Source organism: Pseudomonas sp. CFBP 5748 (assembly GCF_053850495.1).
Genome location: NZ_JBSPTN010000002.1, coordinates 209,674 through 225,194 on the forward strand (window position 1 = coordinate 209,674; position 15,521 = coordinate 225,194).

The window sequence follows — 15,521 nt, forward strand, 5'->3', positions numbered from 1 at the left end:
CGCGATGGCAGCGGCATGGCCAACATCATTGCAAGCTGATCCACCGCTATCGCGAGCAAGCTCGGCTCCCACAGTTTTTGGGTGTACACAGATTCTCTGAACACCTGAGAACCCGTGTGGGAGCGGGCTTGCTCGCGAATGGGGGCGACTCGGTCTACGACCGGTCTACAAACTCAATCGCCCCCGCTCGTCCTCGGTCAACCGCTGCCGGGTCTGTTCATCGAGCGGGCCGGCGCCCAATACCTGGACCGGGCTGGCCGGGTCGTAGGCCCGTGGCGCTTCGCGGCTCGCGCCGTCGCGGGACGGGGCCAGTTGTTCCGAGCCGAAGCTCACCACCTGCACGGTGAACACCGACGCCTGGTTCTGCCGCGCCGCATTCTGCTGCTGGCGCGCCACGTCTTCCGCCGCTTGCGTGGCCGAGGACGCCGCCGAACTGGCGGAGGTGATGGCCCCAGTGTTCACCGAAGCCGCCAGCGGCACACCGGAGGATTTGCCCTGGGTCTGGATGTTGGCTGCGTTCACCACAGTCAATGCCGCGATGTTGACGTTGCCCGACACCCGGATCCCCGCCTCGCCCGCATCGATGGTGCCCAGCGGCGCGATCAGATCGATATCCCCCGGCGCCACTTCGGCAATCGGGTTGAGCGTGGCGATACCGGCCCCGGTGCTCGGCACTGACGGCGACAGCGTCACGTTGCCCCAGGTGTCATACAAGCGCTTGGGCGGCGTGTAGACCACGGTGGTCTTCGAGCCACGACCGGCGTTGATGTCGCCCTGGGCCGACCAGCCGAGGATCGAGCCACCAAAGGTGGTCATGATCCGGCTCTGCCCCAGCAGAATGCTGTTCTGCGCGTACAACTGGATATCGCCCTCGCCCTGGGTAATGACCCCGGCGGTGGACGGCGGCGCATTACCCTCGATGCCAAATGTCTGCCCGCCACCCGGGGTGAGCATCTGGATACTGCCACCGAAATCGGTGTGCACCCCCGCCCCGCCGAACATCGTGATATCGCCCTTGTAGGTGATCGCATTGCCCGCCACATCCTTGTCCGGGAACAACAGCGCAATCGCCTCCCGGCCCCGCAGGTAGCTGCCCTGGCGCACACCGCCCACTTCGTTGTACTCACGGCCAGCGGCCTTGAGTTCGGCGAAGTACACATCGCGGGCAAACACCCGTTGCTGCTCGGCCGGCAGTGCCGCGAAGTAACTGCGGGCTTGCTCGGTATCGCCGCTGAAGCCGAAGCGTTTCTCCAGCCATTTCACCAGTTCCACCTCGTAGGTCTTGGCGACCTTACCGTCCTGGTTCGCCAGGGGCACACCGGCCAGGGCCTGGTTCGCCGGGTCCAGGTACGCCTTGACGAAGCGCTCGTAATCCGCCCCGTTGAGCCCCGCGCCGGCTTGCAGCACCAGGCTCGCGCCGGGGCGCGCATCCCCTGGCACCACCGCGCCGAGGCTGGTGATGCTGACCTTGTCGTCCATCAGGATATTGCGCCCGGCGGTGATTTCCAGCAGGCCGGGGCCGGCGACGTTGAAGGTGCTGTAGAGGATGTCGCGCCCGGCCGAGACGATGGAGATGTCGGTTGGGTTGTTGTGGATAAAGAGGTTGCCGGTGCTGGTGTAGTTCCCCGCGTCGAAATTATCATTCAGAGACCCGCCCAGCGGTATGCCGCTGCTGACGATGTCTCGCCCAGCCATCATCCGTACAGGTCCGGCGCCTTCGTACGCGATTCGCCCCGGCCATCTGCCTGTAGAGACTGAGGTCATCGACCGTCCAGTGGCGACTGCCAGCAAGTCACCTTCAAGCGCATAGAAGCGAGCAGAATCGACATTGAGGGCCCATTCGCTGGAAGCGCTGCTGGTGTCGAAGGCAAACAGAGGCAATATGTTCGCACTAGGGCGAGCGGGGTTGCCATCGGTTGAGAGATTGCTGGCCTTTATGATGAAACCATCGACGATACCGGCAAAGGCCGGCCGAAACGGTGTGGCCAGGGCTGCGGACGATGCACCGGAGCGACTGACCGACATATCGCCGCCGTAGATGGAATCGCCGGCCATGAATTGCAGCTCACTGTTGATGCCGGGAGCGAGCAGCAGTGCCGGACGATTGTTGCCGTTGTAGCCTGTGTCATACAGTTGCGAGGACTTCCCGTAATAAAGACTGCCACTGGCTGCCACAGCTCTCAGGATGGACGGATAGACGACCGCCAGATCCGTTGCGGTACTGAAGGTAAAAGGCGTCAGGTTACCTCCCGACGACCACAAGTCGACCGCAGTATTGGCCGTCCACAGCGTGAACCAGCTCACGCCCGATCCGTTAGTGTTACCGTCCTTGAAGCGTGAGGCGCTCATCATCGACGCCCGACCCGGGTCGGCGACGTCCGTCACCACAAGGTCGCCTGAAGTCGTCAGATCGAAGGTAGCATCGCCCGGCATGAGGGTCAGGCCGCCGGTCGCAAACCCTCGTGTGGATTTGAAGGAGTCGTAGGCCCGAGTTTCTCCAGGGGACTGTACTGCGACAGCATTGCCGTATTGAAGGTCGATTCGACCGATGGCGCCGCTGTCGATCTGCGCGTGGCCCCGCAGGTTGATGACCGCGCCGTTGAGATGTCCGCTCACGAACAGGCCCTCGGGATTCAAAGCACCACCCACACGCAGATTGAGATCACCACCGCCGGTCAGTTGCAAACTCCCATCGGCACCTACCCGCCCGGTGCTGCCCACAGCAAGAACCAGTCCTTGACTGCGGCGGTTGCTGCGCGGCTCAAGAAGACTGCCCGCCAGTTGATCGAGTATTCCGGCATCGCCGGCCACTTGGACGTTCAGATTCCCCCCGCCCAGCGTACCGAAACCGGTAAAACCAACCATCAGGTCAGCATTGATAGGATCCTGCGCAGCGGTGTAACTACCAAAGTTGATCCACCAGGCGGACGGTTGCGCCCCGGTACCCGTGGCAACTGAGCCGTTGCCTTGGCGCCACAGCCAGTTACCAACGTTGACCGTGTCGTAACCGGTGTCGTATAGGTTGGGCCGCCCATAATTGCTGCTGGAAACATCCATGGCGTTGCCGATCAAGTCACCGCCGACCTTCAGGGTCAGGTTGCCGCCTGAGTCAGGGTACCAAGCGCGATAAACACTGTTGACGCCGCCGTCCACGAATTGCTCGTTTTCGCCTGTATCGTCATTGAGCACTTTACCTTCTGCACCCAGTGCCTTGGGCTGGTTGTATGGATCGCCGGCGTAGGTTGCGTTGGCCGAACTGCCGGCGGTGTAGACCCCATAAAGGGAATCCATTTTCAGATCACCTGCCGATAGCAACTCAAGGTCTGCCGTGCCAGTGCGAATGACACTCCAGCGTTGGCTGCCCGGCTTATATCCGGGGGGACCATCCTCTTCACAGCGAGACGGGTCGTCGATGCACAGATTCGGATCGCCGAACCCAACGAAGTCCACGGGTTGCCCTACCATGCTGGAGTCACCAAAAAACTCCAGCGATCCGGCTTCGGTCCAGACCATATTCGGCACGCCAAATACACCGTAATGACTGTCAGCCAGATGAAGATCGCCACGGGCCGAGGCAGGCTGCACGACCCGGCTGTCCGCCGCCTGTGTATCGGCGCCCGCCACAAGGCGCAACGACCAGGACTGCGAGCCCTCGGCCAACATCGGTGCGATGGCCCAGTTGCTCCCCGCCACTTCCGGACGCAACTGCACCGACTCGACACCGGCCGGCAGCTTGATGTCGGTACCTGAAGGGATTTTCGAACCCACACTCAGTGCCAGGGGGCCGCTGAGACGCAAGACGTTGGTCAAGCCGTTGCTCGCGTCCGCAATGCCCGGCAACGCAACGCCTTTAGGCCAGATCAGGCTGCCGATGGTTGCGCTGCTGCCCAGCAGGCTGCCCGCCCCCAGCACTGTTCCCGCCTCAAGGGTCTGAGTCGAAGCCAACAAGGTGCCGGCCGCGAACAACAGGTTACCCGAGGCGTCATGCACCGCCGCGGCCAGCACCGTACCGGCCGGTAGCACCAGTGGTTGATCAAGCGTCGCAGCGACCGGCAGGCGCGTTCCCGCCGCCAAGGTAGCGCCCTTGAGCGGCACGTCAAAGTTGAGCACCGAGCCCGCCGGAAACGCCGTGTCGTCGGCCAGGGTCACGCCGGTACCGGGCACGACGATATCGCCCGCCGCGAAATCAATGCCCGGCAACAGCACCCAGCCTTTGTCATCGTTACTGGCCGGCGGCTGGGCAAACCCGTCGGTGATGCTGCCGTAGATATTCAAGTCACCGCCGGCCCGTAGGGTCAGGCTACCGGATTCGCCGGAGCCGTAGATCCCGCTCAGGGCGTTATGCGGATTGAGGCTCTCGTAGCGATAGCGCGACAGGTCCAGGTCCCCCTGGACCACCAGGTCGCCATCGGCCGTTGCACTCACGACCTCCACGCCGGGGCGCAGATGCAACACATCGCGATAGCGGCTGTTGTTCAGCCCGGCGAGTTTGCGCTGCAACAGATCGTTGTTGTCGAGGGCGTTAGTGATAAAAGCGGTGTTGTCCTTATGGGCGAATTCGTCCAACCAGGCCTGATTGATGACCTGATAAGGCTTGCCGCTGGCCGCCGGCACGTTAATCAGCGGCGCATCACTGTATTGCCACATAGCAACCAGCGAGATCGAGCGGGCGCCTTGAATATCCAGCGCACCACTGGCATCGACAGCCACGTCGCCACCCGACACGCCCCCCAATCGTGGTGCGCTGAGCTGCAACGTCCCGCGAGCACGACCATCATTCATACCGGGCACACCGCCCAGCGCAACCTCGGTACCGTGGCGCAGGTCGATACGGGCGCCGTTACCCAGGGTCAGGCGCCCTTCCCTGGCGGTCAGGTCAACAATGGCGCGGTTCGGCGAGTCGATGATCTTGCCGTAGCTGTCTACCCGCAGGCGCCGACCATGGGCGTCGAGCACAGCACCGCTGCCCAGGGTCAGGGCATTCTTGGCGGCCAGATAGATGCTGCCGACCCGCTCGCCGCTGGCGTCCACCGTACCGTTGACCAACAGGCTGCCATTGTCCAGGGACACGTTGATGGACGAGGCCTTGAGTTCGTTGCCGATCACCAGATCGCCTTGCTTGAGCTGGAAGCTGCGAGAGCCGAATACCTGCCCTTCGTTCAACCGTTGGTTCAACGCCGCGAACTGTTCACTGAGGTTGCCGCTGCCGCCCAGGCGCTGGGCCTGAATCTCCACGCCGCCGGCCAGGTACGGCATGGCGGTGCCACCGGCGTCATATTCGCCCGTGCTGCTGCCGAGAATCCGCCCCTGCAAATCAACGATCCCGGCCGCCTCGTCCAGAGCCACCGCACTGAGCCGACCGGCCTGGTTGTGTCGGGCCGAGACGTCGATGCTTGAACCATCCGCCTGGCGGATGTTGCCGCTCTGGCTTTGCAGGATCACCTCGCCACCGGCGCTGTAGCGTGTCACATCGTTGAAGGTGACGGTGCGGCCCGCCACGTCGATCAGCGCCTCATCGGCCAGGGTCAGGTCATCCGTCGCGCTCAGGGTCAGCTTGCCGCTGGGCAGCATCACCGCGCTGGCAAGGTTGAGGCTCGCGCCTTTGATGGACAACTCGCCCCCAAGCCCGGAGACGCTGCCCGGCTTAGCGCTTGTGCCCGCTACGTTGACCGCCCCGCCCGCGGTGATGCGGTTGACCGAACCGGCTTCACCGGTCAGCAACGGGGTGAGGATATTCAGGTTGCCGCCGCTGTAGGCGTAGCCCGTTTTCGCGTCATAGGCACCCTGGCTTTGATACACCGCCAGGCTGCCTTTGTGGTTGGCCGTCAGGCGCTCGCTGGCACTGAGGTTGACGTTGGCGAATCCCAGTGCGAGACGGTCCAGGGTGGTGACCGAGCTAGGTTGGGCGAAGTCACCGTAGCCGAATTCGATGCGCTGGGCCTGGATGTCCAGGCGACCGGTGCCGGTACCGGCACCGCCGGCAATCACCGAACCCGGTGCGCCAACGGCACCGTTCCAGATCAGGTTGGCGGTGCGAATGGTCGCCACGTCATTGGCGCTGCCGGCGCCATAAATGGCCGGGGTGCTGAGCATCAGGTTATTCAGGCGCGACTTGCCTGTGGTCGGGTCAAAGGTGTCGAGACTGACGGTGCCGTAGAAATTCAGCGCCTGACTGGCCGACAGTTCGAGGGTTTCCAGGGCTGGGGCACCGTACTCGGTGTCCCCGCGCAACAGGCGATCGAGCACGGTCTGGCTCAGGGTCAGACCGGCAGGCAGTACCTGGCGCGTCGCCGCGTTGCTCAGGGCCTGGGCGGTGCCGACGTTGATGTTGCTCAGGGCCAGAGTCAGGTGACGGGTGCCGTAACGCACCTGGTCGTCCAACTCCAGGCTGCTGCCGGACGCAGCAACGATGCTGCCTTCGGAGTGAATTCGGGTCACGCCGCTGCACGGCGTCAGGCTGCACCCGCCGATGTTGACCGTGCCGGTGGTGCCTGACAGAGGGGCCAATACATTGAGCAAGCCATTGGAGGCGGCCAGCAAGCTATAGTTTTGGAACTTCACATTGAGGTTATAGATAAAACCATCACGGGCATCGTAAGCGGCCTTGCCCCGTCCGATGGTGTTGATGGCGGCGCCTTGTTCCACCAACAGTTCGCCGCCGTCGGCCAGGAGGAATACCTCAGGCGCCGACAGGGTCGCACCTTCACGCAGTGCGACACTACGGGACACGTTTTGCGGCGTGATGTAGTTGCCACCTTGGCCATAGAGCACCGAAAACTGGCCGCCGATCACTTGCCGTGAGGCATTCAATGCATTGAGGCTTTCGGCGTTGAGGGTCACGCCCTCGAAGCCGTCCGTGGCCCCGCGCCCTTCGGCGACCACCTCCAGCGCGGTACCATTGCTGGCGACCACCGCGACGGTGCCGCCGTATCCCCCGGTCTGAGGCGCGAACTTGCCGATGCCCTTGAAGGAGAACGCCTGATCCCCCGCGCCCTTGGCCAGGTTCAACTTCAACGTCTTGGCGTCCACTGGCAACAAAGCCCTGGGGACACCCAGGCGTGCGGCATCGGCCACGGCAAACTGGGCATAGCTGGTTTCGTTGTACTGCGAGTAACGACGCAGCACATCGCCAGACGTCAGAATGAGCTGGCTGGCAATGCTGTTGCGCTGCCCGGTATTGGCCACCGACAGCACCCCGGCGGCGGTCCACGAACCGTTGCGCATCTGTTGCGCGCCGGTTGTAACGCCTTGCCCCGCCAAGCCATTGACCTCGACTCGAAACGCCCCCGGCAGCAAAGCATAGGTGGACGGCATCAGGGTATAGGTACCGGCAGCCAGCCCAGGCACACCGGCACCTATGGTGATTTGCTGACCGACCCTAGGGTCCACCGCACCGCCCTCGGAGGCGACCGGCGCATACTGGCTCTGGTTGCCCGGCACGATGGCGTAGACCGGGTTGCTGGACAATCCCGGCAAGGTGAAACCGCCGTTCGCGCCGATTTGTACCAGCGGGTTGAAGCGAGCATCGGTGGAACCGCCTCGGCCAGAGATAAAACCGGCGCCGAGCAATTCACCACCACCCGAAAGATCGAGCACCGAGCCTTCCTGGGCCGCCACCGACTTGCCGCCGAGAATCACGCCGATATTCAGGTCACCATTGCCGGCAGTCGCTCCTTGCCCTAGCAACACAACCTTCTTTCCAGCGTACTGATAGCTCTGCCCATCGACAGTGCCACCATAAGGCAGCACCAACCCCAGGCCGCTGACCGAGGTCAGGCTGCCCGGCAACAAGTCTACTCGAGCCGATACACCCGCCAAGCTGTTGTTTGTACCGATTTCAAGCAACCCCAAAGGTGCACGGACAACACCACCTTGTTCGATCTTGGCGCTACCCAGTTGCAAGCGACCGAACACCGAATAAGGCACTTGAGGTGCTACCTGTGTGGTGCGTCCGATGACCAGGCTACGCGCCGGATCATAGAGAATCATGCCGCTACCGGGTTCAGTGCCCCAGCCATATCCTGCCAATATCCGTGCGCCGACCCCGGTCGCGGGATACAACTGCGCCGCTTGCAAGATCATGTCCGAAGGGGTCAGCAATTGGGTAGTGAAGCCTTCAGGCATACCGCCGCCAGAGAACCCGGCCAGGAATCGTAAATCACCCCGACTGCTTAGCTGGACCCGGTCGAAACCGGCGCGCTCCAGCTCGACGGTAGTACCGTCGGCCTGCCTCAGCGTGCCTTTGCCGCTAAATATCACACTACCCTGTACATCCAGCAGGTCTGCGTTAACGGAAAACACTGCCTTGTTTGCCAACAGCGACACACCGCCGCCCTCGACTGCGGGCCGAGTATACCCGTCCATATTCGGTCGCGCGGCCGCAGGCCCGGACAGCAGCACATGGGAGGCATTGAGTTGGACCCGGGTATTGGCTGGCGCATTTGCACTCGGCCCAAAGCTGCGGGCATACAGACTCAGGCTTTGGCCGAGAGACAGTGACACGTCGCCATCGGCGCTCAACAGGCCATTGCTCAACAAGGCAAGGCTGTCGAAGCCGCCCGACTGCACCTGATCCACGCCCAACCGACCGTGACCGTAGACCAGTGAATCCGCCGAGGTTTCGGCTGAGTCGCCCAGTAGGGTCGCCTGGGCGTTTTGCCCCAGCACCAGCTCACGCACTTGCAAGACCCGATCACTGACCGCATCGTTGCGGTAATAGGGCGTTTCCAGGGCTACTGACAAACTGCCGCCTGCCGCCCCTGTGCCACCCGAACGAGCGCTGAAGTCGCCGTCCAGGTACAAACCATTGGCCGATGCCAGGGAAATACTGCCCCCATTACTCGCCACCGACGTACGTCCCTGGCCGGGAATGTCCAGTACGGCCTGGCTGCCATTCGCTTGCAGACGCGCACCGTCGCGCACCACCACAAACAGTTCGGATGCGGAAGCAGAACCTTTCGCGGCATCGATCTGGCCGCCGATGACAATCTGGCCGCCGTCGCGCACCAGGCCGTAGGTCTGGCCGCGCATATCCTGGGCAGTCACGGCGCGACTGGAGACGTCGATCAGCGCCTGTTCGCCGAGCCAAATGGAACGACCGTGGCCCTGGGCATTGACCCCTTCGCCGTCCGCACCCGTGACGCTCAACTCGGTGAGACTGACCCGCCCACCCCACGCATTAAGGGTGCCGTTGGCAGTCAGTTGACCAATGCTGCGCACATCGATGCCCTGCCCCGGATCGACGCTGATCACGCTACCCTTGCCCAGGTTCAACACCGTGCTCGCCATGTCGGCGGCGCTGGAGTTCGCGGTACCGGCAGTGAGGCTCAGGCTCGCGCCGCGACGCTGGGTGAGGACGCCTTTGATCGCATCTTCCTGGTACAGCTCCGGCGTCCAGCGCTGCAAAGCCTCGGCCGGCTCTGCATCGCTGCCGGTGCTCAACGCCTGCTCGCCAAAACGGTACACCGGCATCGTCACATCGACCCGGGTGCCTTCGGCCACCGTCAGGCCTTCGTTGCCGGTGATGTCATAGGCCGAGAAGCCCTTGTCGAAGAAGTCACCGCTCAGTTGCAGGGTGCCCGGTTCAAGCGGCGAGTCGCTGTTGCCAATCAGCACTTTATTGGCCGCCAGCTTCAAGGTCCCGCCACCGCTCACTCCGGTCCCGCGCAGCTCACCACCCAGGCTCAAGTCGCCGCTGTCTGACGACGTACTGGTAATCGCCGTCAGAGTCAGGTCCCCGCCCTTACCACCGCGGGTCTTGCCATCGGCCATGACCGCGGCGCCGGAGCTGACGTCAATCAGGCTGCCCTGGCGCACATCTATGTTGTCGCTGCGCACGGACACGGCACCGCCGTTGATAAACGGCAGGTTCTGGTGATCGTTGCCTTCAAGCAGCAGGTTGCTCCACCGTCCAGCGGTGTTCAACGTCACGCCCTCGCCCAACGTGACCAGCGCACGCTGACCTGTGGCGGGCGAAAGCACGACGTCTCCCATCTGGAAATTGTCGATTCTGACCTGTTTAAGCACGTTACCCAAGGCAATGCGACCGCTGCGGGCCGTCAGGTCGGCATTCACCTCGACCTGCGGTGCATAAAGCGTGATGTCGCCGCCATCGGCGACCTTGAGTGCCCCCTCGACCTTGATGCCCTCAAGCGCCGCGACCTTGACCGCGCCGAGTTGGAAGCCGTTGAGCAGATCGTTATCCAGAACCAGTTTGCCTTGCCGATCAGTGCCGACCACCGAGGTCAGGTCCAGGCCCGCGGCAATCTTGTCGGCCACCTTACCGACGGTGACCTGATCGAGCGTGGGGTTCAGGCCGCTATTGATCACACCACTGGTCTTGTCATAGATCGGCGTGTAACTGCCCACCCACAACTGCGCCCGTCGGGCCACAGCGTTTTGCGATTGCTGGTAACCGTCGAGGTTGAGGTTCGGCGCCTGGGTCTGGCGTTCGCCCTGGTAGACCTCGCCGACGATCTGGCCTTCCAGCACCGCGTTGCGGGTCGACACCACCAGCTTGCCGGCATCGCGACCGACTGTGTAACCCGCTTCGAAACGCTCGCGCGGGGCAATCAGCGGGTTGTAGTAGTAATCGGTCTGGCCCCAGCGTTGGCTGTGGTCTTCGTAGCCCTTGTAGATGCCGGTGTAGAGGATGTCCCCCGGCGCCTTGGACAATTCATACAAGCGCCCATTGGGGCCCTTGAGCCAGGACTGACGCAGGTAGCCGCTCTGCACATCCAGGGTGCCGCCGGACAGGTTCAACTGCGCCGCCTGTTGGGTCACCACGTCGTTGCCGGTGAACGTCAGGGTGCCGCCTTGAGCAGCCCATTCACCGGCGCTGTGGCCTCGGGTCCCCAAATAACCGCCGACTTCCAACAGCCCACCCGCCGTGTACCAACGGTCAGTGGCGTAGCCGTTGGTGCCCGCCGGGACGTAGATCAAGTCACGCACGTCCACCCAGACATCGTTGTTGGTCAGCTTGCCGCCCTCGCGGTTGACCGGAGCATCACGCTGTTCGTTGCCCTGCACGTTGACCTTGATGGAGTTGGATTCCATCGCCACCTTGACGCCGATGGCGCCGGACACATCGATCACCGCACCATCGCGCACCAGGCTGCGACCGGCGGCGCTGACCGCGACCTGGCCGCCGGTGGCCAGGGTAATGGAGCCGTTCTGGAAGTCGACGCTGCCGCCACTGACGATCTCGACCCGGGACTGGTCGCTGCGGTCGACCACGCTGCTGAGGTTGTTGAACTGACCGGTGATCAGGTTGTTCGGCGTGCCGTCCAGGCCAGCCGGTCCGGCATTGCGCTGGCTGTCCAGGGCGCTGCCGCCCGCAGCGTCGAGAAGCACTGCGGTGGCGCTGCCCTGCCCCAGGGTCACGCTGCCGGTGCTGTCGCTGAAAGCGTTGAGCAGGTGCACCGTGCCGCGGGTGTCCACCGAACTGCTCGCCACCGCCACGCCGTTCTGCTGCACATTGTGCCCAGTGAGGGTGATGTCGCCGGTGCTGGCCTGGATCAGGCCGCTGTTGATCACCGTGCCGGCGCTGCTGCCCGGTTTGAGGGATGTCGCGACCTCGTTGCCACGGGTGGTGGAGCGCAGGTTGCCGCTGGTGCCCTGGCCGCGCCGGATGTAGAAGTTGTCGCCCGCCGCCAGGGTGGTCTGGCCCTTGGCGGTGATGATGGAACCGGCGTTCTCCACTTCGGAACCCAGCAGCAAGGCATAACCACCACCGGCCGTGGAGGTGGCAGCTCGATGGGTTTCGATCAGCGCGCCCTGCTGCACTTCGACCTTGCCCGCTGCGTCGGTGAAGGTCGGTTGGCTGCCGATGGCATCGACGTACAAGCCGCGCTTGCTGAATTGCTCATCGCTGATGTTGGCCGCCACCGCCGCCAGGTTGCGCACGTTGACCTGGCTGCTGCCGCTGAAAATGATGCCGTTGCGGTTGATCAGCATCACCGTGCCGTTGCCCTTGATCTGGCCCTGGATCTGGCTTGGTCGCGCTTGAGGGTCGTTGACTCGGTTGAGCACGGCCCAGTTCGACTGCTGCTGGAAATCCACCGTGGTATTGCGCCCGACGTTGAAGGTTTCCCAGTTGAGAATCGCCTTGTCGGCGGTCTGCTCGATCGTCACCGTGGTCTTGCCGCCGGACTGAGTCTGCTTCGGGCCCTTGGCGTTGAGCCAGCCCTGGGTCAGGCTGTTATCGACCTTGAGCCCACCCTCGCCCAGCCCGTCGGGCACAGTCTGCACCTGCCCGAACGCGGCTTGCCGCCCCGCTGCCTGGGCGGCCTGCTGGGCCGCGATGGCAGCCACGGTGTTGTTGAGGTTGGTCAGCGAACGCTGCAACTGCGCGTTAGCCCGTTGCTGCTGCGCCAAGGGCGGCGGCATGCCTGGCTGCGCGGTCGTAGGCCGCGTCGCGCCACCGGCCTGGGTCGCCCCCTTGGCGGCAAACCAGGCCGAACTGAACGCCGTCGCTGCGTGGGCATTGCCGGCCACCATCAGCAGCGCAATGGCCTGGGCCAACGGCTTGAGCCGCAGCATCGACAACTCGCTGTCGCGACGTGGAGCGTTCAGGTTCGTCTGGGGTTTGCAGCGCAGCATCCTACTCATCCTTTCGGTTTGCTCTAAGGGGACACAACGCAGTGCTGTCAGGCTGCCAGCGTTGGTTATAGGGGATAGGCGGTTACAGGGGGACGGGACCGAACGGTTGTCATGAAAATTTCATGTGGCTGTGTTGGTCGCGGCGCCAGAGCAAAAAATCAGCAACGGCTTGCGCCGTTGCTGATGGTGTAGTGGGTGCACCCGACATGGGTTTACAGAGGGCGACCGATGCCATTGCAGACGTTGGGGTTGCCGACACTTAGACCATTGCTAGCGGTCAGGAAGCTGGAACGAATAAAGGTTTTCAAACGGGCTGACAGTGGCAAGAGGCGATTGGCGATGATAGCGGAGTCATTGTTGTTTACGGCCAATGCACCATAGTGACGAGTGAGGAAACCTCGCACTTGTGCGCTCTGCGAAGGGTCGGTGTAGCACTGGCTCAGGATCAGATTTGTAAAGCCCAAAATCGGATAACCGGTGGTTGGGTACGCCACGACGCTTGGGTCGTTAGGGTTGGTGGTTGCGGCGAACACCGGAACCCAGGCATTAGGGTTGGCGCGATTGTAGGCGGCAGGTACGTCAATGTTCGCGATCGCAGCCGAAATATTCGCTGGTGCTGGAGAAACACCAGCAACCCGCGCCACTTTTGTGGCGTCGTCCAGACCGGCCAGCGCGGACGCTGCATAGGCGGGGCTCATGTAGGTGATACGACCTTGAGCCGCATTCACCGCACTCATGACACCTGAACTACCGTTTGCTGATATTGCACCGACCGGAAGGCCGCCACTATAGGTGGAGGCAAAGTTGGTGGTGACGGCAAAGGTGCCGGTTTCAGCGCACTTGGCATTCAGGAAACGGGTAAACAGCTCCGTAGTACCACTGGAACCTTGGGGGTAAACGACGGTAATGGCACCGGTACGGCCGGCCCCGATGATCTGGCTCCAGTCAGTAAGCCGTCCAGAGAAGATGCCGCACAGTTGATTCACGCTCAAATCGACGTTAGCGGTCCCTGCTTTATTGAAAGGAATGGCAACCGACGTGGCCGCCGACGGTATCTGAATCAATGGCCCCCAGGTCGCACCGTGAACGCTGACGTAGGTACTCAGTTCGGTAGCGGTGAGCTTCGAGTCGCTGGCAGCCCAATGCACATTTTTACTGGTATCGCCCGGTACGAACCGAGAGTAATCGTTGTTCAGGAACGCTACCTTGCCTGCTCCACTGCCCACACCGATGTAAGGAGCAAAACCGGTGGTCAATACGCCGGACGTTTGGTAAAGCGGCTGAGGCAAAGTAGCGCCACCGCCATTGACATCTGCCAGTGCAAACGGCGCACATATAGCGCCGCACAACAATGCAACGGTCTTGGGAAATTGGTTGAACATGACAAGACTCCTGTCTTGGAATGCTGCCCCAGGCCCGAGTAAACCGAGCTGTAAGCGCAGCTGAAGGGTGTGAAACGACCACCGTTAACTACAAAGAAATCAGCAACGGCTTGCGCCGTTGCTGATCAGTGTTGCGTGTCGCTCGAACGCGGTGTTACAGCGGACGACCGATGCCGTTGCAGACGTTGGTGTTGCCGATGCTAAGGGTGTTGGTTGCGGTCACGAAGCTGCCACGGATGGCGGTCTTCCAGGCCGCTGGGAGCGGTACGAAGCGGTTGGCGGTGATTGCTGCGTCGTTGTTGTTCGCTGCCGTGGCGTTGTAGTGGCGGGTGAAGAAGTCTCGCACCTGCGTGGTTTGCGCAGCGTTGGCATAGCACTGGCTGAAGATCAGGTTGGTGAAGCCCAGGATCGGATAACCGGTGGTTGGGTAAGCCACGACGCTTGGATCGTTAGGGTTAGTGGTTGCGGCGAACACCGGCACCCAGGCGTTCGGATTGGCGCGGTTGGCGGCGGCTGGTACTGAAACAGCAGCGATGGCAGTCGATACGTTGGCTGGGGCAGGGGAAACACCGGCAACGCGAGCAACCTTGGTGGCGTCATCCAGACCGGCCAAGGTGGTGGCGGCGTAGTCCGGGCTCATGTAGGTGATACGACCCTGGGCAGCGTTCACAGCAGTCATCACAGCCTGGCTGCCAGTGGCGGAAACGGCACCGGATGGCAGACCGCCGCTGAAGCTGGAGGCGAAGTTGGTGGTGATTGCGAACTTGGCGCTGTTAGGTTCAGCGCACTTGGCGTTCAGGAAACGAGTGAACAGCTCAGTGGTACCGCTGCTCTCAGCACGATAAACCACGGTAATTGCGCCGGTACGGCCCGAGCCGGTGATCTGGCTCCAGTCGTTCAGACGGCCGGAGAACACGCCACACAACTGGTCAACGCTCAAGTTGACGTTAGCAGTGCCGGTCTTGTTGAAGGGAATGGCAACCGAAGTGGCGACCGAAGGCACCTGGATCAATGGACCCCAAGCGGCACCGTGGTTGGCAACGTAGCCATCCAGTTCAGCCTGGCTGAGCTTCGAATCACTACCCGCCCAGTGCACGTTTTTGCTGGTGTTGCCAGCCACGAACTTGGTGTAGTCGTTGTTCAGGAAAGCAGCCTTGCCAGCACCGCTGCCCACGCCGATGTAAGGGGCAAAACCGGCAGTCAGTACGCCGGAGGTCTGGTACAGCGGCTGAGGCAAGGTAGCACCACCGCCATTGACATCAGCCATGGCGGCCTGAGCGGCGCAGAGGCCGGCGAGGGTCAGGGATACCGCGAGAACGTTGCGCTTAAACATGAAGAATCTCCTTTCATCGTGTTCGTACGTAGGTTGGGTGACGCGTGCTTGCCGTCATGGCGCTCGGTCCTGTGCCGATGGCGGTGGGGTGAGGCCATGGGTTAGAAATTCGCAGTTTCCGGTGACAGATAAAGGAAAAAACCTCGGGAGCTGAGGGCTGTTTTTTGGCTTTTTTCCTCGGGTGTTCGAGGGCTCTGGAGCGGGGT

General features: G+C 62.5%; 3 protein-coding genes. All 3 read right to left on the bottom strand.

Translation table 11 applies throughout. The features are described 5' to 3' along the window. Positions 1-165 precede the first annotated feature (165 nt). Positions 166-12,600: a filamentous haemagglutinin family protein gene (locus ACWNZ1_RS05625; protein ID WP_456027470.1), complete on the bottom strand. Its 12,435-nt coding sequence runs from the start codon at positions 12,598-12,600 to the stop codon at positions 166-168. A 212-nt stretch (positions 12,601-12,812) separates the two neighbouring features. Then, positions 12,813-13,982: a substrate-binding domain-containing protein gene (locus ACWNZ1_RS05630; RefSeq protein WP_135845117.1), complete on the bottom strand. Its 1,170-nt coding sequence runs from the start codon at positions 13,980-13,982 to the stop codon at positions 12,813-12,815. A gap of 154 nt (positions 13,983-14,136) precedes the next feature. After that, positions 14,137-15,315 (bottom strand): substrate-binding domain-containing protein, encoded by a 1,179-nt coding sequence (locus tag ACWNZ1_RS05635; protein WP_135845116.1) that lies wholly within the window; start codon positions 15,313-15,315, stop codon positions 14,137-14,139. Positions 15,316-15,521 lie beyond the last annotated feature (206 nt).

Bases quoted from the DNA above. Each gene is read 5' to 3' on its own strand.
- ACWNZ1_RS05625 (WP_456027470.1), bottom strand. From the start codon at position 12,600: ATGCTGCGCTGCAAACCCCAGACGAACCTGAACGCTCCACGTCGCGAC.
- ACWNZ1_RS05630 (WP_135845117.1), bottom strand. From the start codon at position 13,982: ATGTTCAACCAATTTCCCAAGACCGTTGCATTGTTGTGCGGCGCTATA.
- ACWNZ1_RS05635 (WP_135845116.1), bottom strand. From the start codon at position 15,315: ATGTTTAAGCGCAACGTTCTCGCGGTATCCCTGACCCTCGCCGGCCTC.